The organism is Rhodococcus sp. 7Tela_A2 (assembly GCF_049311045.1).
GTDB lineage: Bacteria > Actinomycetota > Actinomycetes > Mycobacteriales > Mycobacteriaceae > Rhodococcus.
The window spans coordinates 20,328-40,697 of sequence record NZ_JAXION010000031.1 but is presented as its reverse complement, the minus strand read 5'-3'; the positions used below and the strand labels follow the sequence as shown (position 1 = coordinate 40,697).

The 20,370-nt window shown below is 68.4% G+C and carries 20 protein-coding genes and 1 pseudogene; 9 read left to right on the top strand and 12 right to left on the bottom strand.

Annotated features, from left to right (window positions below):
• Window positions 1–59: 59 nt before the first annotated feature.
• The 4 genes from glpR to TVH25_RS08405 form a co-directional block, all read right to left on the bottom strand.
• Window positions 60–932, bottom strand: coding sequence for a gephyrin-like molybdotransferase receptor GlpR (glpR, locus tag TVH25_RS08420; protein WP_169652553.1), 873 nt, complete (start codon window positions 930–932; stop codon window positions 60–62).
• A gap of 235 nt (window positions 933–1,167) precedes the next feature.
• Entirely contained in the window at window positions 1,168–1,803 is a 636-nt protein-coding gene (locus TVH25_RS08415; protein WP_169621461.1) for a GNAT family N-acetyltransferase, read from the bottom strand.
• Window positions 1,803–3,068 carry a gephyrin-like molybdotransferase Glp gene (glp, locus tag TVH25_RS08410; RefSeq protein WP_169652554.1) on the bottom strand — a complete coding sequence of 422 codons (1,266 nt, stop codon included), beginning with the start codon at window positions 3,066–3,068 and terminating at the stop codon, window positions 1,803–1,805. Before glp ends, TVH25_RS08415 begins: the two co-directional genes overlap by 1 nt.
• Window positions 3,069–3,101: 33 nt before the next feature.
• Entirely contained in the window at window positions 3,102–4,013 is a 912-nt protein-coding gene (locus TVH25_RS08405; protein WP_169621459.1) for a UTP--glucose-1-phosphate uridylyltransferase, read from the bottom strand.
• A gap of 60 nt (window positions 4,014–4,073) precedes the next feature.
• Here TVH25_RS08405 and TVH25_RS08400 point away from each other — a divergent pair, with 60 nt between their 5' ends.
• The 4 genes from TVH25_RS08400 (at window position 4,074) to mscL (ending at window position 6,499) form a co-directional block, all read left to right on the top strand.
• Window positions 4,074–4,676: a 5-formyltetrahydrofolate cyclo-ligase gene (locus TVH25_RS08400; RefSeq protein ID WP_169652555.1), complete on the top strand. Its 603-nt coding sequence runs from the start codon at window positions 4,074–4,076 to the stop codon at window positions 4,674–4,676.
• An 84-nt stretch (window positions 4,677–4,760) separates the two neighbouring features.
• On the top strand, window positions 4,761–5,081 hold the full coding sequence (locus tag TVH25_RS08395; RefSeq protein ID WP_169652556.1) for an FmdB family zinc ribbon protein: 321 nt from the start codon (window positions 4,761–4,763) through the stop codon (window positions 5,079–5,081).
• 95 nt (window positions 5,082–5,176) lie between these two features.
• Window positions 5,177–5,899, top strand: a complete 723-nt coding sequence (locus TVH25_RS08390; protein WP_422423814.1) for an SAF domain-containing protein — start codon at window positions 5,177–5,179, stop codon at window positions 5,897–5,899.
• Between the two features lie 165 nt (window positions 5,900–6,064).
• The gene (mscL, locus tag TVH25_RS08385) at window positions 6,065–6,499 is read left to right on the top strand and encodes a large conductance mechanosensitive channel protein MscL (RefSeq protein WP_422423813.1); all 435 of its coding nucleotides are present in this window, start codon (window positions 6,065–6,067) and stop codon (window positions 6,497–6,499) included.
• 86 nt (window positions 6,500–6,585) lie between these two features.
• On the opposite strand, the gene TVH25_RS08380 is transcribed toward mscL, so the two are convergent.
• From TVH25_RS08380 to TVH25_RS08355, 6 genes are all read right to left on the bottom strand, one after another.
• Window positions 6,586–7,224 (bottom strand): MspA family porin, encoded by a 639-nt coding sequence (locus TVH25_RS08380; RefSeq protein ID WP_422423812.1) that lies wholly within the window; start codon window positions 7,222–7,224, stop codon window positions 6,586–6,588.
• 53 nt (window positions 7,225–7,277) lie between these two features.
• Window positions 7,278–8,060, bottom strand: coding sequence for an MspA family porin (locus TVH25_RS08375; protein WP_422423811.1), 783 nt, complete (start codon window positions 8,058–8,060; stop codon window positions 7,278–7,280).
• A gap of 827 nt (window positions 8,061–8,887) precedes the next feature.
• A complete protein-coding gene (locus TVH25_RS08370) occupies window positions 8,888–9,385 on the bottom strand; it encodes a MogA/MoaB family molybdenum cofactor biosynthesis protein (protein ID WP_206037042.1) in 498 nt (165 codons plus the stop codon).
• Between the two features lie 85 nt (window positions 9,386–9,470).
• Complete coding sequence (locus tag TVH25_RS08365; protein ID WP_296549577.1) at window positions 9,471–10,742, bottom strand: trypsin-like peptidase domain-containing protein; 1,272 nt, start codon at window positions 10,740–10,742, stop codon at window positions 9,471–9,473.
• 160 nt (window positions 10,743–10,902) lie between these two features.
• Window positions 10,903–12,303, bottom strand: coding sequence for a HAMP domain-containing sensor histidine kinase (locus TVH25_RS08360; RefSeq protein ID WP_296549578.1), 1,401 nt, complete (start codon window positions 12,301–12,303; stop codon window positions 10,903–10,905).
• Window positions 12,304–12,311: 8 nt separating this feature from the next.
• Window positions 12,312–13,001, bottom strand: a complete 690-nt coding sequence (locus tag TVH25_RS08355; protein ID WP_169621450.1) for a response regulator transcription factor — start codon at window positions 12,999–13,001, stop codon at window positions 12,312–12,314.
• Between the two features lie 72 nt (window positions 13,002–13,073).
• Here TVH25_RS08355 and TVH25_RS08350 point away from each other — a divergent pair.
• The 3 genes and pseudogenes from TVH25_RS08350 to TVH25_RS08340 all read left to right on the top strand — a co-directional run.
• Window positions 13,074–13,281: pseudogene (locus tag TVH25_RS08350) on the top strand (hypothetical protein); the annotation flags it as partial.
• On the top strand, window positions 13,239–13,496 hold the full coding sequence (gene rpsR, locus TVH25_RS08345; RefSeq protein ID WP_072699716.1) for a 30S ribosomal protein S18: 258 nt from the start codon (window positions 13,239–13,241) through the stop codon (window positions 13,494–13,496). The pseudogene TVH25_RS08350 and the gene rpsR, both read left to right, overlap by 43 nt.
• A 616-nt stretch (window positions 13,497–14,112) precedes the next feature.
• Entirely contained in the window at window positions 14,113–15,039 is a 927-nt protein-coding gene (locus TVH25_RS08340) for an AEC family transporter (protein ID WP_422423815.1), read from the top strand.
• 10 nt (window positions 15,040–15,049) lie between these two features.
• Here TVH25_RS08340 and TVH25_RS08335 read toward each other — a convergent pair whose 3' ends face one another.
• Window positions 15,050–16,834: an ABC transporter ATP-binding protein gene (locus TVH25_RS08335; RefSeq protein ID WP_422423810.1), complete on the bottom strand. Its 1,785-nt coding sequence runs from the start codon at window positions 16,832–16,834 to the stop codon at window positions 15,050–15,052.
• A complete protein-coding gene (locus TVH25_RS08330; RefSeq protein WP_422423809.1) occupies window positions 16,831–18,555 on the bottom strand; it encodes an ABC transporter ATP-binding protein in 1,725 nt (574 codons plus the stop codon). Before TVH25_RS08330 ends, TVH25_RS08335 begins: the two co-directional genes overlap by 4 nt.
• Window positions 18,556–18,616: 61 nt before the next feature.
• Here TVH25_RS08330 and TVH25_RS08325 point away from each other — a divergent pair, with 61 nt between their 5' ends.
• Both TVH25_RS08325 and TVH25_RS08320 read left to right on the top strand, forming a co-directional pair.
• On the top strand, window positions 18,617–19,018 hold the full coding sequence (locus tag TVH25_RS08325) for a hypothetical protein (protein WP_296549571.1): 402 nt from the start codon (window positions 18,617–18,619) through the stop codon (window positions 19,016–19,018).
• 158 nt (window positions 19,019–19,176) lie between these two features.
• On the top strand, window positions 19,177–20,364 hold the full coding sequence (locus tag TVH25_RS08320) for an MFS transporter (protein WP_422423808.1): 1,188 nt from the start codon (window positions 19,177–19,179) through the stop codon (window positions 20,362–20,364).
• Window positions 20,365–20,370 lie beyond the last annotated feature (6 nt).

The window sequence follows — 20,370 nt, the reverse complement described above, 5'->3', positions numbered from 1 at the left end:
CACCCGCCCCCCCGCGCCCGCCCCGCCCCGCGGGGGGGCGGCCCTTCTGTGCGTTCGGGTTACTGCCCCGCTGCGCGCGGGACGAAGTAGTCGCGGGGACGTTCGTCGTAACCGTGCTCGTCATAACCGTGCTCGGCGTAACGGGGCTCCTCGTAGCCCGGGTCGATGTGACCCGAGTCGTCCACGTAGTAGCCGAGGTGGTCGAAATCCGGGTCTTCGTCGTCGATTTCGAGGACCACGGCCCCCCGCCGGCGCAGACGCTCGGGGACCAGCCGGAGTTCTTCGTCGGTGCGCGACTCGACGCCGAGCCGTGACCGGTGCAGACGCGCCAGCCGGCGACGGCGGATCTCCTGCTCGAGCTGTACTTGGCGGCGGAGGTAGAAGAGGTAGCCGACGAGCGCCGCGGTCCCAGCGCCGCAGATCCACCACATCACCGACGACACGGTGAGCGCCAGCGCTGCGCTGAGGATCGCGGCGATCAGCAAGGCAAGGACCGTGCGCTGACGCGCGTCGTAGCGTTGCGCACTGGCCACGGCATCGGCGTGCGGGTCGAATCCGCCCCGGCCGCGGCGCTGCGGCACGAAGTCGCGTGCGGGCGCCCGTCCGGGACGGCGGGTACGTGCGAAATCGTCGTCCGAAGAGAAGTCTTCGTCGGTGTCTGTTCCGGGCCTGTCCTCGAGGTCTGTGTCCATGCGGTCCTCCGCTGGGTGTCCGTGCGCGTGATCACGACTCGGACGCCAGTTCGGGTCGCTGCGATGCCCGGCAGCCGGCCCACGGGGGGCGATCGGCTCGTCGTCACCGCGATGCAGAACCCGTGTCGCGAGCGCGGCGTCGGTCGTCTGCCGGATCCGTGGACGCTTGGTGACCAGCATGGGCACCAGAACGAACAACCACACGGCAACAAGCCCTATCCACAGGAGTGAATTCGGCATCCGGCGGCCCTCCTCCCAGTCGTCACCTGCTAGTCCGTCGGCGCCACCGACCTAACTCAGGCTAGCGGCATGTACACGATTACCCGTAGAGAAACGCCGACTCAGGCGACTACTGCTGCCACTCGAGTCACGCACTCCCACAGGACACATTGTTCACTCTAGTCACAGAATTCACCGGAAGCCTGAGGATTATCACTCAGGTTCGGAGTTACATTTGTTACACCGGTCGGAGGTTTCAAGACCACGTCGCGCGGCCACCCCGAACCAGGCGGTCGGACACCGAACCGGGAACCTCTTCGACGGTCATCGCAACCAGCATGTGGTCACGGAATCGGCCGTGCACGTCGAGATACCGCTGGAGCAGGCCTTCTTCGCGAAATCCGACGTTCTGGAGTACGGCGCGACTGGCAAGGTTCTCCGGACGGACGGTCGCCTCGACCCTGTGCAGACCCACGGGTCCGAAGCAGTGATCCAGCCCCAGCGCAACGGCCGCGGTGGCGACACCGAGACCGTTGACGTCCTTCTCCACCCAGTAGCCGATCCACGCAGAGCGCAGCGCCCCGCGCACGATGTTGCCGACCGTGATCTGTCCGCAGAAGCGCCCGTCGAGTTCGATGGCCATCGGGATCATGTGTCCCCTGTGCGCTTCGGCTCGCAGACTCCGGTACAGGCCGGGCCACACCGAGATGTGGTGCCGCATGTCCCACGGGGACTCTCCGGTGGGCTCCCACGGTTCGAGGTGCTCGCGGTCGCGCATCCTCAACCGGCTCCACGCCGCCGCATCGCGCAGTTTGAGCGAGCGCACGGTGACGAGACCGCCCGCCACCCGCAACGGCCCCAGCCGGGCCGGCCACCCGGGATGTCGCGACATCAACCGCGCTGCCCGAGGAACGCCACGTCCACCCGGTCGCCGGCGCGCACCTCGGAGGTTTCGGGTTCCACGATCACCAGGCAGTTCGCCTCGGCGAGCGTCGCGAGGAGATGCGACGACGCGCCCGCAGCACCCCCGAGTGCCTGAACGAGATACTCCCCGGTCGCCTCGTCGCGCAGCAGTTGCCCGCGGAGGTACCCCTTCCGGCCGGGAATGGAGGTGATGGGGGCGACGGTGCGTGCCGCCACGATGCGGCGCATCGGCTGTCGCCGTCCGAGCGCGATACGAATGAGCGGCCGGACCATCACCTCGAAGACGACGAGCGCACTGACGGGGTTCGCCGGCAACAGGAACGTCGGGACCTCGTCGCGGCCGAGTCTGCCGAAGCCCTGGACCGACCCGGGGTGCATCGCCACCCGTTCCACTTCGAGGTCACCGAGATCGGACAGGGCCTCCCTGACGTCTTCGAGGGCACCGCCGCCGACCGCTCCGGCGATCACCACTATCTCGGCACGGATCAACTGGCCTTCGACGACTTCGCGGAGTCGTTTGGGGTCGGTACTCGCGATGCCGACCCGGTTCACGTCCGCCCCGGCGTCGCGTGCCGCGGCCGCCAGCGCGTACGAGTTCACGTCGTATACCTGCCCGGGGCCGGGGGTGCGCTCGACGTCGACGAGTTCTCCGCCGACGGAGATCACCGAGAGCCGGGGCCGGGGATGGACGAGCACTTTGTCGCGGCCGACCGCGGCGAGCAATCCCACCTGCGCGGCACCGATGATCGTGCCGGCGCGCACCGCGACGTCACCGGGCTGCACGTCGTCGCCGGTGCGGCGGACGTAGTCGCCCGAGCGCACCGTTTTGAGCACCTTGATGCGGGCGGTCCCCTGGTCGGTGTAGTCGAGCGGCAGGACCGCGTCGGCCAGTGTCGGCAGCGGAGCACCGGTGTCCACGCGGACGGCCTGGCGGGGCTGCAACCGGATGGGCTGCCGCGACCCTGCGCGCACTTCGCCGACGACGGGCAACACCACGTCGTCGGGTCCGTCGTCGTCTCCCGACTCCGGGGACCGGCCCTCCGCGAGCCGCACATCGACACTCCGCACGGCGTAACCGTCGATCGCGGCCTGGTCGAAGCCGGGTAGCGGCCGCTCTGTGACCACTTCTTCTGCGCACAGCAAACCCTGCGCTTCCGAAATGGCCACTCGGACCGGCCGGGGTGCGACTGCTGCCGCCGTCACCCTGGCCTGTTGATCCTCAACCGACCGCATACCGCTTCTCGACCTCCAGCCAGGTGCCGCCTGTCACTGTTCCAGGCGCTCGATCAGCCACTCGCGGAGCGAGGGACCGTACTCGTCCGTGTTCAACGCAGAGTCAACCGCAGCGCGAAGGTACCCGCCGGGATTTCCGAGGTCGTGTCGGGTGCCGCGATGCACGACCACATGGACGGGGTGACCCTCGGCGATCAGCAGGGCAATGGCGTCCGTGAGCTGGAGTTCTCCGCCTGCGCCGGGCTCGATGCGACGCAGTGCGTCGAAGATCGCCCGGTCGAGCAGATAACGGCCGGCAGCGGCGAAGGTGGAGGGGGCGTCTGCGACATCCGGCTTCTCGACCATGCCGAGGACCTTGAGCACGTCGGGGTTGACGGCATCGGGAACGATCTCGACGTCGAAGACGCCGTACGCGCTCACCTGCTCCTTCGGCACGTCGATCGCGCACAGCACCGAACCGCCGCGCTTGGCACGCACACGCTGCATGATCTCGAGGACACCGACGGGCAGCACGAGGTCGTCGGGCAGCAGCACGGCGATGGCTTCTTCGTCGTCGTCGAGCGCTGCTTCCGCGCACGCCACCGCGTGGCCCAGACCGAGCGGCTTCTCCTGGATCACCGACTCGACTTCGAGCAGGCCCTGCGCCTTGCGCACCTTCGCGAGCAGTTCGTACTTGCCCTTTTCTTCGAGCTTCGACTCGAGAACGAGGTCTTCGACGAAATGCGCGACGACACCGTCCTTACCGGGCGCGGTCACGATCAGCAGGCGCTCCGCGCCGGATTCGGCCGCTTCGCCCGCCACGAGCTCGATGCCCGGGGTGTCGACCACAGGGAGTAGCTCCTTGGGGACCGTCTTCGTTGCGGGGAGGAACCGCGTACCCATGCCCGCCGCCGGGACAACCGCGGTCTTGAAGCGCCACGCCGCGCCGTCCGTTTTGTTCGTCATAGACTCCCACCCTAACTTCGGCCAACCGATCGGTGGCCCCGTGATCTTAAGGCGACCCGCATGGCCCGCACTTCCAAAGCACTCTGGCGTACCCGGATTATCTCCGCGCGACACCGCGTAGAAAGCGATCTTCGCCACGTCGAAGACGAAGCACTCGCGCGCACGGCCGCATCCCTGGCCCCCGCAGGCTCGACGGTCTGCGCGTACGTTCCCGTGGGTTCGGAGCCCGGTTCGACAGCGCTTCTCGACGCGCTGGTCGCCGCCGGTGTCACCGTCCTCGTGCCGGTGACCCGTGAGGGGTCGGCGCTCTCGTGGGCGGAGTATCGCGGCGAGTCTTCGCTGGTCGCAGCGAGTTTCGGGCTACGGGAACCCGCCGGCGACGTACTTCCGCCGGAGACGGTCGGCGACGCGCACACGGTGCTCGTACCCGCACTCGCTGTCGATGTCCGGGGCGTGCGACTGGGCCGGGGCGCGGGGTTCTACGACCGGACTCTCCACCTGGCCTCGCCCGATGCGAGGATCGTTGCCGTCGTACGCGACGACGAACTTGTCACAGAGTTGCCCGAGGATCCTCACGACATCCGCATGGGCTGGGCACTCACCCCGGAGAAAGGGCTGGTACGCCTCGGTGCGGGCAACCGTGCGGAACAACACACCCGCTAGCGTTGTTGGCACTGTCGGCGATAGAGTGCCAAAGCTGCGGTCTGACGAATACCGCGGTACGACGAACTGGCGGAGGATCAAGCGGTGCCCACCTACTCATATGCCTGCACGGCGTGCGACAACAAGTTCGACATTGTGCAGTCGTTCAGCGACGCTTCCCTGACCGAGTGCCCGGAGTGCAGCGGCAAGCTGCGCAAGCTGTTCAACTCGGTCGGCATCGTGTTCAAGGGCAGCGGCTTCTACCGCACCGATTCCCGCAGCGGCAGCACTGCAAGCGAGAGCGCGAAGAGCGACTCGAAGTCGAGCACTTCCGAGTCGGCCCCGGCTGCCTCCTCGTCGAGCTCTTCCTCGACGAGCACGTCGTCGGCGAGCACGTCCTCGACCCCGGCCGCCGCAGCGAGCTGATCGGGGTTCTCCCCAGGCGCCCTGCACATCCCCAGGACGCCGGGCACACCTCTTCGCGAGACCGGCGGGCAGATCCGAACGCATAGCGTCGGCACATGCCCGTCGGTCCGTTGTCGTTTCCGCCCCGGTTCACTCCACCCGGGCGCGGCCGTCCGTCCGGCCCTTCCTCGCTCCAGCCGACCCTTCCCGACCGGATTGCCGAACGATTCCGGCCGGGCTGGGCACGTGCGGGTACCGCCCGGAAGGTGGGCGCAGGAGTTCTCGCCGTTCTCGCGACAGTCCTTGCGCTGCGCGGTGATCCGGATACCGAACGCGTGCCCGTCCTCGTCGCCGCACGGGACCTGAGCCCGGGGCGAGCACTCACCGCCGACGACCTCACCCTCTCCGAACGCGACGCCTCCGGTCTCGCCGCAGGTTCACTCACCGACCTCGCGAACGCCGTGGGCCACACCCTCGCCGGCCCCGTGCCCGCCGGGGAAACCCTCGTCGACGCCCGTCTGGTGGGGCCACGCCTCGCGTCGGCGGCCACCGGCGTCCAGGACGCGCGTGTGGTCCCGATCCGCCTCGCGGACGCCGGGGTGGGCGAACTTCTCCGCGAAGGCGACCTCGTCGACGTCGTGACCGTCGCGGGTGCGCCGGACGCCGCCGTGCCCGACGCGCACGTCCTCGCGAGGGGTGCGATCGTCGTGCTGGCCCAGCGCGCCGACTCGGCGCGCGATCGGAACGAGCGGGTGATTCTGGTTGCCCTCGAACCGGATCAGGCCACGGCCGTCGCCGCCGCGTCGCTGGTCAGCGCCTTGACGGTGACGCTGCACTGAGCCCGCGGGCCGGTCCCGGACTGTCGGCGCACCCGAGTGCGGTCGGCACCGAACTGCCTGAGACGGCCATACCGAACGCCCGGCCGGTTTATCGTCAGCCTGTGGATGTGATCCACCGCACGTGCCCGCGCTCGTCGCCGGAACCCTTGCACGAAGGAGAGCACCATGCTTAAAGGCTTCAAGGACTTCCTCCTCCGGGGTAACGTCCTCGACCTCGCCGTCGCGGTGGTGGTCGGAACAGCGTTCACCGCGATCGTCACCGCCTTCACGACATACGTCATCGAGCCGCTGATCGCCGCGCTGGGCGGCGACAACGAATTGGGTTGGGGCTTCCAAATCCTCGCCGACAATCCGGCGACGTTCGTCAACGTGGGTGCGGTGATCACGGCCGCGATCAACTTCATCATCATCGCCGCGGTCGTCTACTTCGTGCTCATCCTTCCCGCCAACGCGGCGAAGAAGAAGTTCGTCACCGAGGAGGCGGACAAAGAGGCGAGTGCCGAAGACCTGCTCATCCAGATCCGCGACATCCTCGAAGCGCAGGCCGGTACGCCGGGCCAGGGCGGCGCGCACACCCGGTCCACGCCGGATCTGTCGTAGACCTTCCGCACGAAAAAGGCTGGGCCCACGCGGATTTCCGAGTGGGCCCAGCCTGTGGTGCGGTTCGGCAGTTGCCGGACGTCTACTTAGACGGTCCAGACCTGACCGTAGGTGGTGACGTTGTCGCCGTTCGCGGTGATCGCGCGGACGAACGGACGCACCTGGACAGCGCCGAGGACGCCGGAAGCGGTGCCGTGGACGTTGGCGAACTGAACGGTCTTGAAGTCACCGTCGAACTCGCCCTCGGCGACGACGAGCTCCTCGATGCCCGGAGCCGGGGTCAGCTCGAGCTCGGCGTAGGCCTGCGGGAGGATGTCGGTGACCGTCGCATCGACCACAGTCGTGGGATCGAGGCCGAGCTCGAGGCCGGGGGTGGAGTAGGTGACGCCGATGGCGCCGTCGATGCTGCCGGCCCATGCGAACTGGTAACCGAACTGGAAGGTGGTGCCCTCCGCGTCGGCTGCACCCTCACCGAGGATGTTGGCGGTGCCGCGGCCGTTGTGGAAGAACTCGCGGTTGAACGGGCTGCCGCCGAGGGCCGGGGTGCCCTGGATGAAGGTGTCTTCCTGCGTCACAACGACCTCGAGGCCGTCGGAGACGATGCGGTTCTGATCGTTGACCTCGGCCGAAGCGGCACCCGAGGCGCCGAGGACCAGACCGAGAACGGCGGCACCGGCCACAGTGGCGTTACGGGCGGCCTTGAAGCCACGCGACTTGATTCCCATGATTACTCCGTTTTTGGTGGTGGGTACTACTGGTGGGATGGGCAGTGCAGGACTCAGAGGGTCCAGACCTGGCCGTAGGTCGTGACGTTGTCGCCGTTGGCGGTGATGGCGCGCACGAACGGACGAACCGAAACCGGGCCGATGACGCCGGTGGCGGCACCGTGGACATTGGCGATCTGAACTTCCTTGAAGTCGCCGTCGAATTCGCCCTCGGCGACCACAACTTCTGCGATGCCAGGTGCCTGCGACAATTCGATACCCGCGGTGACCTGCGGAAGGATGCTGCCGACGCCGATGTCGGTGGACTGGCGTCCCCACTCGCCACCGTCTTCGATAACGGTGAAGAGAGGCTGGTCATCTTCGGTCGTAGCCTGGATTTCCTGGGGAAGGCCAGATCCCTCGGTGTAAGCGGGGTTAGGAATCATCACCGGCACGACTTGGTCCGAGTAGCCGTAGCCCACGTCGACACTGAGGTCCGGGGACGACCAATTGAAGCCGATGGAGCCGTCGATCGACGCCGTCCATGCGACCTGGTAGCCGAACTGGAAGGTCGTGCCCTCGAAATCGGCGGCGTCGGGGCCGACGATGTTCGCGAGACCGCGCCCGTTGTGGAACCACTCACGGCTCAGGGGGCTGCCACCGATCGGGGGCACACCCTGAATGAAGGTGTCCTCCTGAGTGACGATGACTTCGTTGCCGTCGGAGACGATCCGGTTCTGGTCGTTGACCTCTGCGCTCGCGGCGCCGGTCGATCCGAGAACCAGACCGGCCACGGCGGCCGCCGCCACCGTGGCGTTGCGGGCGGCTCTGAAACCGCGTCGCGTCTGAATCTTCATGAATGCCTCATCCGTTCTCTGAGTGCCGGGTGGCGCACCCGCGTCCGGCACTGCTGGTCGCCCTCGTCGCCCGCGAAGGCGTTCTCCACAGCGAACGCACCGCCGGAGTGCCCGCCGGTGCGTTCGGTGCGTCAATCGTCCACACGGTTTTGCGTTACCGATTCGAGATCGAAGAGCCGGTGTGTGAGACCTCTCCGCGACCTGATCGAACCTGAGAGGGAGATTAGACCGTGACCTTTCGCGGGGCAACGGCTAGAGATTCACGCGAGCCGGACATTCGGGGCTGTGAGCCCGTCGCTCCACGAGGCTGTCTGTACTCGCGCCCACAACGGGCGAATGTGACGGCGTTCTCGTGCCTCCCGGACAGACGAGTCCGGGCGAGAATGCGTTTCAGCAGGTGAGAGTGAGGATTCCCCGAGCAGGCGACGTAGAAACCTCTCGGGATTGTGTCGGGGGGCACAGGATCTGCCTGGTGGTGAACGAGGACGCGAACCGAACGGAATGTTTCGGGAACGTTTCGTTGCCGCCTATAACGGGTTCATCTCAGAGTAAGGTGAGCCTCACCAAAGTGAGGTAGATCACACATGTCCGTGGTGTGGAGGCACTTGCTGACGCAGCCATTCGTCGGAATCGCGCCCACCTTCTCGCCTCTCCTCCCCTCCGCCCCGTTCGTCACGGGTGGTCTCGGGAAGCACGTCGCCGAAGATGCGCGCGAGCCGCGCCCGGTCGATCCGGGGGCGGGGGGGGGGGCGCCCGGGGACGGTGACGCAGGCCGATCGGCTGCGTTGTCGGCGGGGGTCCCGCACGACTCGTCGTTCGAAATGGTCCTACTCCTCCACTCGCGAGAATTCCTGAATCACATGTGCCGCCAGCGGCAGCAACGTCGCCATGCCGTCCCTGATCGCGGCGCGCGACGACGGCAGGTTGGCGACCAGCGTCGAGCCGGACACCCCCACGAGCCCGCGCGACAATCCGGCATGCACATTTCCGGACGCCAGACCGGACGCACGTAGCGCCTCGGTGATGCCGCGGATCTCGTGGTCGAGCACGTCGGCCGTGGCGTCGGGAGTCACATCGCGGGGCATGACACCGGTGCCGCCCACCGAGATCACCAGATCGACACCGCCGATCACGGCGGTATTGAGTGCATTGCGGATCTCGACCTCGTCTGCCGCGACCGTAACCACACCGTCCACCGCGTATCCGGCTTCCACCAGCAGCTCGGTGACGAGCGGACCGGCCGCGTCGGGGCTGTCCCCGTGGGAGACCCGGTCGTCGACGATGACGACCAGGGCGCGGCCGATTCTCAGGTCTTCGAGTTCCATGACACCCACGGTAGTTCGCGGCTGCGGCGGACGCGCTGCATGCGCGGAATTGTGAGCTATGTCCATTTTTCGGCTCCTCGCCGCTCTACCCCGACGTCGTTTCGACATCGACGGTGTTCTGGTTCCCGTTCGCATCCTGGTAGGTGATCTTCACCGTCTCGCCAGGAGCATGCGAACGGATCGCCGCGATCAGCGCATCACCGTCGGTGATGACCCGATCGTCGACCTTGACGATGAGAGAGCCGGCGGGAATTCCCGCGCGCTCGGCGGGCCCGCCCGCGACCACTTCGGCGACACGCGCGCCGTTGTCCTGGTTCTGGGACGGCACCTGGACGCCGATGACGGCGTGCTGAGCCGTACCGGTATCGATCAGCTGATCGGCGATACGGCGAGCCTGGTTGACGGGGATGGCGAAACCCAGCCCGATCGATCCGGACTGCGACCCGGCCGTGGCGATCGCCGTGTTGATCCCGACGAGACGCCCCTCCATGTCGACGAGCGCGCCGCCCGAGTTCCCCGGGTTGATCGCGGCGTCGGTCTGGATCGCGTCGATGACCGAACTCTGGTTGCCCGTCTGCCCACTGGTGGACACCGGCCGTTCGAGTGCGGAGACGATGCCCGCGGTGACCGTGCTCTCCAGCCCGAGCGGTGAACCGACGGCGACGACTTCCTGTCCCACCTGGATGTTGTCGGAGTTGCCCAGTTCGATCGGGGTGAGATCGTTGCGGCCCTCGGTCCGGATCACGGCGATATCGGAGACGGCATCCGCCCCTTCGATCGTCGCGGGAGCCGAGGTGCCGTCGGAGAAGTACACCGTGAGCTGTCCTCCGCCGCCCGCGCCCTCGACGACGTGGTTGTTCGTGAGGATCAACCCGTCCGAGGAGAGAACGACGCCCGAGCCTTCACCGCTGCTGTTGCGACCCATCACCTCGATCCGCACCACACTCGGCACCACTTTCTGGGCGACCGCCTGGACGCTGCCCTCCGGTGCCTCGACGACCGTGACGTTCTCCTCCGCGGGCGTATCGAGCGAGTTGACCACCGCGGTACCGCCACCGGAATCCTTGACCGCCCACGCGCCTACTGCCCCACCGATGCCGCCACTGACGATCGCGAGTGCGATCGCGCCGACCGCCAGCGCCGAACGGCCGGGCATACGCCCCGTGCCCCGGGTCTGCTGCGGGTACGGCCCCTGTGGATACGGGCCGGTGGGCTGACCCGGGCCGTACGGCCCCGGCGACTGGCCCGGGCCGGTAGCGCCCGTCGGTTGCGCCGGTCCGTACGGGCCGGTGGGCTGCCCTTGCCCATAGGGGTGCGGTTGCGGCGAACCTGCGCCGCGGGTGGGGTCATCGTTCATGGTCATCGCCTTCATCCGATTCGAGCACCAGGACGAGCGTCCGGTCGCCCTATGCGGGCGGGGGCGCTTGGGCGTCCGCTTCCCAGGATGGACTGCTCATCTGAGAACCGGCTTAATATTCGGCTCCTAAATCCCTTTCAGTCCGCGACGGCCCGGTCCGCTACGCCCGGTCGGTCCCGGTGTCGTCGCCGAGATCGGGGGTTCCCGGCAGCACGATGCGGATCAGCGCCCCACCTCGCTCCGAACGGTCGACGGCGATGGTGCCGCCGTGCTTCATGACGATCTGCCGGACGATGGCCAGGCCGAGGCCGGAGCCCGGCATCGAGCGAGCGCTCGTCGCGCGGTAGAAACGCTCGAAAACCAGTTCGCGTTCTTCTTCCGGGATGCCTGGGCCGGCGTCGTCCACAGTGATTTCCATCAGGCCGGGGCCGATCTGCCGCATCCGCACGAACACCTCTGCTCCGGCGGGACTCCATTTCGCCGCGTTGTCGAGGACGTTGACCATCGCTCGGGTGAGCGCGGCGTGGTCGCTGAACACGTACCACGGCTCGGTGACCGCGGTGAAGACCACGTCGGTCCGTCGTCGTCGTGCCCGCTCGAGACTCCGATCGACCACCTCCGCGATGTCCACGGCCTCGAACACCGCCTCCGGCGCGTCCTCGCGCGCAAGATCCACCAGGTCCCCGACCAGCGTGGACAACTCTTCGATCTGCCCGACGACGTCTTCGCGAAGCTCTGCCATGTCCTCGGGGGGCAGACTCGGCGCACCGGGTCTACTGGCCGCGATGAGCAGTTCCATGTTGGTGCGCAGCGAGGTCAGCGGCGTTTTCAGCTCGTGTCCCGCATCCGCGACCAGCCTGCTCTGCCGTTCGCGCGACTCGGCGAGCGCCCGCAACATCATGTTGAAACTCTCGGTGAGCCTCGCCAGCTCGTCGTGTCCGCTCACCCGGATCGGCCTCAGGTCGTCGGTGCGCGCGACCCGCTCGGCGGCGGCCGTCAGCCGCGCGACCGGTCTCAGGCCGGTCCGGCCGACGGTCGCTCCCACGGCCGCGGCCAGCACGACGCCACATCCACCGACGACGAAGAGCACGCTCGCCATCCGGTTCAGCACTTCCACGGTGGGCCGCAGCCGTTGTGCGATGACCACCGTGCTGCCGCCGGGCATGCGCTGGGCGAGGACGCGTTGCTGGTCGACCGTCCGTAGCGACGACTCGCGCTCGCCCTCCGCCACGGCCAGCTCCGGTTCGCCGATCGGTACCGACGATCCGGGCGGGACGTACCGGCTCAGGTCGCTGTAGATCAACGCGACGCTGATGTCGGAACTGTAGAGCTGCGCGCCACCGATGTATCGCGGGTCGTAGGTGATGAGCGTGCTCGACTCGACCAGCGCCTCGGCGCGGGCACGTAGTTGCTGATCGACGTCGGAATACAGCGCGCGGGCGACGACGGCATATGCGGCGATGGAGGTGACCGCCACGGCGAGGGCGACAGCGCCGGCCGCGAGCAGTGTGACGCGGGTGCGCAGGGGCACCGACCGCGTCAGCAGCATCGGCGGCCGCATCTTCGACTTCACGGTGCGGTCTCGCGCAACACGTACCCGACACCGCGCACGGTGTGGATCAGGCGGGGTTCACCCCCGGCCTCCGTTTTCCGGCGCAGGTATCCGACGTAGACCTCGAGGGCGTTACCCGAGGTGGGGAAGTCGTATCCCCACACCTCCTCGAGAATCCGGCTGCGCGACAACACTCGTCGCGGGTTCGCCATCAGCATTTCCATCAGGGCGAACTCCGTGCGGGTGAGACTGATCCGGCGGTCGCCCCGGGTGACCTCGCGGGTCGCAGCGTTGAGTGTGAGGTCCTCGAACCGCATCGTTTCTTCGGCGGACGCGTCGGGGTCCGGGGTGGCGCGGCGGAGCAGTGCCCGCAGGCGGGCGAGCAGTTCCTCGAGTGCGAACGGCTTGGGAAGGTAGTCGTCTGCTCCGGCGTCGAGTCCCGCCACCCGTTCGGAGACGGAATCGCGGGCGGTGAGGACGAGGATCGGCAGGTCGTCGCCGGTGCTGCGCAGCCGCCTGCACACCTCCAGGCCGTCGACGCGCGGCATCATCACGTCCAGCACCATGGCGTCGGGCCGTGACGCCACGACGTGTTCGAGCGCCTCCTGTCCGTCCGACGCGAGGTCGACGGTGTATCCGTTGAAGCTGAGAGAGCGGCGCAGCGATTCCCGCACTGCCCGGTCGTCGTCGACCACCAAGATGCGCATGGTTCTCAGTGTGGACCGGACCGCTGAGAATTGACTGAGGGGCGTGCCGTGCGGCCGGAATCGTACTGCGGTCTGCCCTGCTCGTCGCGTCCGGTAAGATTGCTCAATCGAGACGCTGCGGACGGCCGCCCGCGCGGCCACCTGCGGAAGTTCGGGCTCTCACGAGGGCGTACGTGAAGTCGCCCACCGCGGGGAAATACCCGGCGTCCACAAAGTCGAGCTGGTGAGGAGCGAGATATGGCAGTCAAGCGAGGACCGTCCAAGAAGTCGCGTGCCGTAGAGGGACGCAAGCCCAAGAAGAATCCCCTCTTCGCGGCAAAGATCGATTACGTCGACTACAAGGATGTGAACCTGCTCCGCACGTTCATCTCCGACCGCGGCAAGATCCGCAGCCGTCGCGTGACCGGCCTGACCCCGCAGCAGCAGCGCCAGGTGGCCATCGCGGTGAAGAACGCGCGCGAGATGGCTCTCCTCCCCTACATCAGCAGCAAGTAGGCGCACGCCGCAGATTCCGACGACCGCCCCGGACGGTGGGACGGGGGGGGGGGGGGGGGGATGGGCGGGCGGGGGTTGGGGGGCCCACCACCGCCCGGTCCGAAGCCCCGGGTGGGGGGGTCGTCGTATGCGCGGACGGTGTTCGGCGCCGACCCCACGTCCGAGCGATGAATCGGGCAAACTGGGCATTATCATCGCCACACGGGTAAACCGCCTGCATTTCGCCCAAATTTCGGGAACTCCTGTTGGCACCTGGCCCGATCCCCGGATAGGTTTTTGTTCGCTGGAACGAATCGCACTGCCGGGGAGGACAGAGGATCGTTTCAGCGGAGTGCCCCCTATAGCGCGACGGCTCACCAGTCCCCACCGACACCGAGCCTTCCCGCGCATGACGACCGGGGGCATTCACCCCGTCCGCTGCCCCCCCGGGGGGGGGGGGGGGGGGGCCCCCCCCCGCGGGGGGGGCGCCCCCCGCCCGGCGGCCCCCGGCTTCACGTGCTCGCGCCCCCTGCCCCGGAGTTGCGGCAGCAGAACCGGACCGAACCGTTACCGGTGGTAACCTTTTTCGCCAGGCGTGACGCGCCCTGTGGAGAGCTTCGTACGAGTGGGTGAATCGGTGTCGGGCGTGGTCGCGGGGTTCACCGTCATCTTCGTCATCATCGCGATCGGATTCGTGCTGGGACGCCGGGGAACGCTGGGCGCCGAAGCGCAGACCGTACTCAGCCGGCTCGTATTCTTCGTGGCCACTCCCGCCCTCCTGTTCGACGCGCTCGCCACGTCCGACCTGGCGGTCATCTTCTCCCCGAACCTGTACGTCGCCGCGGCCAGCGCGTTCGTCGTCGCCATCGCGTACTTCGTCATCGCAGCCCTGTGGCTGAAACGTTCCGTACCCGAACTCACCATCGGCGCACTCTGCGCCGGGTACGTCAATTCCGCGAACCTCGGAATCCCCATCGCGGTGTTCGTTCTCGGCGACGCCTCGTTCGTCGCGCCCCTGCTGCTCTTCCAGATCGTGGTGCTTTCCCCTATCGCCCTGACGATGCTGGATCTGTCGACCATGCGTGCCGGAGCGTCCAGACTCGACACGCTCACGGCCCCGTTCAAGAACCCCATCGTTCTCGCGGGTGCCGCCGGACTCGCCGTCGCGGTCAGCGGCTGGACGGTGCCCGCGGCGATCCTGCAACCGTTCCACCTGCTCGGAGGAGCCTCGGTGCCCGGCGCGCTGCTCGCGTTCGGACTGTCGCTGCAGGGCGTGCGAGTGCTGGAGAAGGGTACGAGCCCGCGACGGGACGTCGCACTGGCGTCGGTGCTCAAGATCGTCGTGCAACCGCTGCTCGCGTACGCGATGGGCCGCTACCTGCTCGGACTCGACGGGCACGCGCTGTTCGCCGTCGTCGTGGTCGCGGCCCTCCCCACCGCCCAGAACGTCTTCGTCTACGCGAGCGCGTACGGGCGCGGAATGGTCCTCTCGCGCGACGCGGCGCTCGTCACCACCCTCGCCTCGATACCCGCGATCGGCATCGTCGCGAGCCTGCTGACCTGAGTAGCGGCCGTCAGGAACGCCCGCGCGACCACGCCTCCCACAACCGGGCGTACCGACCGCCGCGGCGCACCAACTCGTCGTGGCTGCCCTCCTCGACGATGCGTCCGTCGTCCATGATCACGATCCGGTCCGCTGTGGCGGCGTGGCTGAGCCGGTGCGCGACGATCAGCGCCGAACGCCCCCGCAGCGCTTCCTCCGCCGACCGCTCCAGTTCGTCGGCTCCCGCCGATCCGGCGTCGGCCGTGGCCTCGTCGAGAATGACGAGGGCCGGATCGAGCAGGATCACTCGCGCGAGTGCGAGCTGTTGTTCCTGCATGGGAGTGAGGACGTGCCCGCCCGAACCGACTTCGGTATCGAGGCCGTCCGGAAGTCGCGACACCCAGCCCGCCGCGCCGATCCGTTCGAGCACCGCGGAGAGTCCCTCGTCCGATGCCTCCGGCGCAGCCATCCGCAGGTCGTCACGCACCGAGCCGGAGAACACGTGGACCTCCTGCGTCAGGAGAGCGATCTCGCGGGTGCGCCGGTCGTCACCGAGCCGGTCGATCGGGACACCGCCGAAGGTGACGCTCCCGGCAGTCGGGGGATGCACCCCGGCAACGACCGACGCGAACGTCGTCTTTCCTGCTCCGGATGCACCGACGAGAGCGACATGCTCGCCGTCGGCGATGGTCAGGTCGACGCCGTGCAGGATTTCCGGTCCGGACTCGTAGCCGAATCGCACTCCGCTGGCGACGACTTCGCGGCCCGTAGGCTGCGGCAGCTCCTGTCCCGTGGTGCCGGTCTTCTCGTACTCTTCGCACTCCTCGATGAGCCCCGCGATGCGGGAGAGCGACGCGAGCCCGCTCTGCAGGTCGTCCATGACGAGGAGCAACTGCCCCATGGGACCGAACAGCCGCAGGAAGAACAACATCGCGGTGGTGGTGACGCCGACGGTCACAGCATCCCGGTCGACGAGCACGAAACCAACCAGCAGGATGGACGCCATCCCGAGGAACTCGGCAAGATTGATGCGGCCGAACAGGCGGTTGACCACGATCCGCGCGCGCAACTCCCAGCGCGCGACCCACCACGAGTGCTCGTCGATCGGTCCCGCGAGACGAGGCCCGAGGTCGAACGCGTGCACGGTCGCCAGCCCACGGATGCCGCCGAGCACGTGGTGCGCACGCTCCCCCATGGCCACCCGCGACTCCCGGTACACCGGTGGCGCGTCGCGCGTGTACATCCGGGCACCGATGTAGTGGACGGGCAGCACGACGATCAGAACGAGGAGGAACCGCCAGTCGAGTGCGGCGAGGCCGAACATTGTCAGCACCACGGTGAACAGCGCACCCGAGATGGCAGGTGCGGCGGTACGGATGGCCGAGCCGACCTGGGAGACGTCGTCCGTGGCACGCGAGACCAGGTCGCCGCTGCCCGCCGACTCGATGCGCGAGAGCGGCAAGCGCATCGCAGCGGTGAGCATGCGTTCCCGTAACCGGGCCAGCCCGGTTTCGAACAACCGGGAGGTCAGGACGAGTCCGAATCCGCCGAGAGCCGCGGCGGCGACGGTCCCCGCGACCATGGCGGCTGCGAGCCACGCGATGTCGCCGAGGTCGCCGCCCTCGAGCACCACGTCGACCGAACGTCCCATCGCCCACGGGGTGACGAGCCCGGCCGCCGCCCCGAGGACCAGCACCACGAGGACAGCACAGGTCTCGCGGCCTTTCCCGGCGAACGACGCGCGGGCGATGCGTACCGTGCCGCGGGCGTCGGACGTGCGGAAACGTTCGCCGGCGCGGGAGGTGGTTGCGGTCATGGCTGCTCCTGCTTCGGAACCGACGGCATCGCGGACCCGGCCGGCAGGCTCAGGATCTCGTCGGCGACGGCGGTGAACGCCGGTGATCGGGTGAACACGATCGTGGTGTGACCGCGCCGCGCTTCCGGCAGGCGTTTGGCGATCGTCGCCTCGGTGACGGAATCGACGGCGGTCGTCGGATCGACGAGCACCAGCACGTCGACCGGGGACGCGAGCGCCCGTGCCAGGGCGACCCGCTGTCGCTGCCCGCCGGAGAGCAGCCTGCCGGCCTCCCCGACCGGAGTGTCGAGACCCGCGGGCAGCACCCGCGCGACGTCGTCGCACGCCGCGGCGAACACCGCCCGGGTCACGCGTGCATCGGCATCGGCCGCGTCCGGCGGGATCCCCGCGGCGATGTTCTCGAGGATTGTGCCTTCGAACAGGTGCGACGCGTGGGGCACGACACGCAGGCTGCGCCGCGCGGCGCCTGCTCCGAGTTCGGCCAGGTCCACACCCCCGACCAGCACCCGGCCCTGTTCGGGGAGGTGCACTCGCGACAGCACGGCGACGAGGTCCGCGGTGGCGTCGGCATCGGCCCGGACCACCACGAATGCTCCTTCCGGGACCGTGGCGGTCAGGGCGCGCACGTGTCCGGCGGTGAGGCCGTCGAATTCGACGGTGGCGCGGCCGTCGGTGTCGCGATCACCCACAACGACGGCGGCCGGAGCCTGGAGGATGCCTAGCACACGCTCGGCCGATGCGACCGCCGATGCCCACGCGGCGCCCATGCTGGTGCCGAGCGCCGCGAGTGGACCCATGATCACCTGAGTGACACCGACGACCGTGATGAGCTGGCCGACGGTCAGCGAACCGGTGACAGCCATCGCACCGGCCGCGATCGCAACCCCGGCGACGAGCATCCCGGAGACGAGTTCCATGGTCGCGACATAGGCCCCTTCGGCCCGTGCCGAGCGCAGCACACCGTCGAGCGCGCGCCTGCTGGCCGACAGGTAGCGGCGGGACGCCTCGCCGTCGGCTCCGATTCCTTTGACCACGCGGATACCGGAGACCAGGTCGGTGGCCGTCCCGGCTGCCGTACCCGCGACCTTCTGTTCTTCGAGGCTGCGCCGGCGCAGCGGACCGGAACCCTTGTCGAGCAACCAGAGGATCAGCGGTGCCCCGGTCAGGATCGCGACGCCGAGCATCCACGAGGTGCTGAGCAGGACTACCCCACCGAAGAGGACCGCGGCGAGGTGACCCACGGGATACACCGCGACGGCGATCCCGCGGGCGAGTTGCTCGACGTCGGACGTCGCGATGTTGAGCGTCACGCCGGGCGCCTGCGGCGGCCCGCCCACACCGCGGACATCGAGGATGCGATCGGTGACCCGGGTCCGCAGGCGGTGCTGGACCGCGAGCATTCCGGCCTGCCCGATCCTGCCGCCGAAGCGGGCGGAGAACGACAGGACCACGAACACTGCCGCGAGCACGAGCAGCCACGCGACCAGAGCGCCGGCGTCGCGGGTGGCAACGGCGCGGTCGATGGCCTGCCCCATCACGACGGGCACGAGGGTCTCGCAGATCTGATGCACCGAGACGAGGACCGCGGCCGGGACGGTCCATTTCCGGGCGGCGAAGATCGTCCGCACCGTGAACTGCCGGGGCGTGGTCTGCGCGTCCACCCGGATCTCGGGCGTGGGCATGGCCTGCGCCGGCGGGTCGAACAGGACTGGCAGCCTCATGGTCCTCCGGGGAGTCGGTCGCGGCGAGGACCCGCCACGGGTGCGGGCTTAGGGTGACCGCATGCGTCTGATCGTCCTGCTCGCTTGTAGCGTTCTCGCCGTCGCCTGCGGATCCGGCAGCCATGACATTGAACCACTGCCGGAAATTGCTGTGCCGCAAGGGGCGACGGAGTTCACCGCGCGACCCGACATCGTCGACCCGCATCCGGTGCAGGTCCAGGGATGGTCACGTGCCGGAGACGACCGCATCGCCCTGCACTTCGAGACGGGAACGCCGGAATGCTACGGCGTGCACGCCACGATCACGGAGACCACCGACGCAGTGGGTGTCACGGTGCTCGGCGGCACCCTGCCCGAGGCTCAGGACCGCATGTGCATCATGATCGCCGTGACCGGGACGCTCGAGGTTCCGCTGGAGTCGCCGCTCGGAGACCGAGTCGTCACGGCGGGTGAGCCGCACTGACCACGTATCTCGACGACGTGACGCACACATCCCGAACACCTTACGGACGGTCGCCCCGACCGGCCCGAGCCGTCTACGAGGTACGGTGCCGGGCCGCATACCGTAGCGGCATGGCGATGTCGCTCACCCCGTCTCCCGCGGCGGCAGGCATCTGACCGATGTCCCACGCTTCCCGGATCGGCGTACCTCGCCATTGGCTGCTGTACCTGTGCACCGCGACCGCGCTGTTGCACGCGGCCTTCCAGTCGGTTCGTGTGCTCGTGTCGTACCGGATCCTCGCGCTCGGCGGCGATGCGACGACCATCGGCCTGGTCACCGCCCTGTACGCGATCGTTCCGTTGATCGCGGCGGTCCGGATGGGTCGTGCCGTCGACCGCGGTCACGCCACGATGATTCTGCGGATCGGGATCGTGGTGTCCACGCTCGGTGTCGGGCTCATCGCGGCAAGTTCGGGTCTGCTGGTGCTCGGCGCGGGCAACATCGTCCTCGGCTTGGGGCAGTTGCTCGTCACGGTATCCGGCCAGGCATTCGTCTCGATCCTGTCGCCGCCCGACCGGCTCGACCGAGGATTCGCCGGCATCACGCTCGGAGTCTCCGTCGGTCAGGCCGTGGGTGTGCCGGTCGCGGGAATCATCGCCGCCGGCCACAGCGCGGACGACGGCTATGTGGAGACCACGGGCGCGCTACTGGTGATGACGGCGATCTGCGCGGTGGCATTGCCGTTCGTGCTCGGCCTGCGGGAGCCGCCCGGTTCGGGGCGCACCGCCGACGACGGTGCACCCCAGTCGGTGCTCTCGATGCTCTCCACTCCCGGCATGAAACCGGCGATGCTGTCGAGTCTGATCGTCCTCGCCGCCGTCGACCTCGTGGTGGTGTACCTGCCGCTGCTCGGGGAGCAGTTCGGGTTCGGGGTGCTGCTCGTGTCGGCGCTGCTCACCACGAGGACGCTCACGTCGATCCTGTCCCGCGCGCTGTTGCCGTGGGCGTTGCGGCACGTCGGCCGGCGCCGGTTGCTCATCTCCGCCACTGCGGGCACCGTCGTGCCGGTCGCGCTCATTCCGTTCCTGCCGAACCCGTGGCTCATCGCCGCGATGCTCGCGGTCTGCGGCGCGTTCTGGGGAGTCGGTCAACCACTCACGATGACCTGGGTCGTCGAACTGGTCGCCCCCTCCGACCGAGCCTCCGCGCTGGCGGTCCGGCTCACCGGCAACCGCCTCGGCCAAGTGCTCGTCCCCGTCGCCGCCGGCGGGATAGCCGGAATCGCAGGGGTGGCGTCGGTCTTCTGGGTGACCGCAGCACTGCTGTCCGCCGCGGCCACCTCGACGTGGCGGGCCCTGCGAACCTGACCCGCC

What these genes read in the sequence shown, in the direction of transcription:
- glpR (WP_169652553.1), bottom strand. Translation starts at nt 932, where the DNA reads ATGCCGAATTCACTCCTGTGGATAGGGCTTGTTGCCGTGTGGTTGTTC.
- TVH25_RS08415 (WP_169621461.1), bottom strand. Translation starts at nt 1,803, where the DNA reads ATGTCGCGACATCCCGGGTGGCCGGCCCGGCTGGGGCCGTTGCGGGTG.
- glp (WP_169652554.1), bottom strand. Translation starts at nt 3,068, where the DNA reads ATGCGGTCGGTTGAGGATCAACAGGCCAGGGTGACGGCGGCAGCAGTC.
- TVH25_RS08405 (WP_169621459.1), bottom strand. Translation starts at nt 4,013, where the DNA reads ATGACGAACAAAACGGACGGCGCGGCGTGGCGCTTCAAGACCGCGGTT.
- TVH25_RS08400 (WP_169652555.1), top strand. Translation starts at nt 4,074, where the DNA reads ATGGCCCGCACTTCCAAAGCACTCTGGCGTACCCGGATTATCTCCGCG.
- TVH25_RS08390 (WP_422423814.1), top strand. Translation starts at nt 5,177, where the DNA reads ATGCCCGTCGGTCCGTTGTCGTTTCCGCCCCGGTTCACTCCACCCGGG.
- mscL (WP_422423813.1), top strand. Translation starts at nt 6,065, where the DNA reads ATGCTTAAAGGCTTCAAGGACTTCCTCCTCCGGGGTAACGTCCTCGAC.
- TVH25_RS08380 (WP_422423812.1), bottom strand. Translation starts at nt 7,224, where the DNA reads ATGGGAATCAAGTCGCGTGGCTTCAAGGCCGCCCGTAACGCCACTGTG.
- TVH25_RS08375 (WP_422423811.1), bottom strand. Translation starts at nt 8,060, where the DNA reads ATGAAGATTCAGACGCGACGCGGTTTCAGAGCCGCCCGCAACGCCACG.
- TVH25_RS08370 (WP_206037042.1), bottom strand. Translation starts at nt 9,385, where the DNA reads ATGGAACTCGAAGACCTGAGAATCGGCCGCGCCCTGGTCGTCATCGTC.
- TVH25_RS08365 (WP_296549577.1), bottom strand. Translation starts at nt 10,742, where the DNA reads ATGAACGATGACCCCACCCGCGGCGCAGGTTCGCCGCAACCGCACCCC.
- TVH25_RS08360 (WP_296549578.1), bottom strand. Translation starts at nt 12,303, where the DNA reads ATGCGGCCGCCGATGCTGCTGACGCGGTCGGTGCCCCTGCGCACCCGC.
- TVH25_RS08355 (WP_169621450.1), bottom strand. Translation starts at nt 13,001, where the DNA reads ATGCGCATCTTGGTGGTCGACGACGACCGGGCAGTGCGGGAATCGCTG.
- rpsR (WP_072699716.1), top strand. Translation starts at nt 13,239, where the DNA reads ATGGCAGTCAAGCGAGGACCGTCCAAGAAGTCGCGTGCCGTAGAGGGA.
- TVH25_RS08335 (WP_422423810.1), bottom strand. Translation starts at nt 16,834, where the DNA reads ATGACCGCAACCACCTCCCGCGCCGGCGAACGTTTCCGCACGTCCGAC.
- TVH25_RS08330 (WP_422423809.1), bottom strand. Translation starts at nt 18,555, where the DNA reads ATGAGGCTGCCAGTCCTGTTCGACCCGCCGGCGCAGGCCATGCCCACG.
- TVH25_RS08325 (WP_296549571.1), top strand. Translation starts at nt 18,617, where the DNA reads ATGCGTCTGATCGTCCTGCTCGCTTGTAGCGTTCTCGCCGTCGCCTGC.
- TVH25_RS08320 (WP_422423808.1), top strand. Translation starts at nt 19,177, where the DNA reads ATGTCCCACGCTTCCCGGATCGGCGTACCTCGCCATTGGCTGCTGTAC.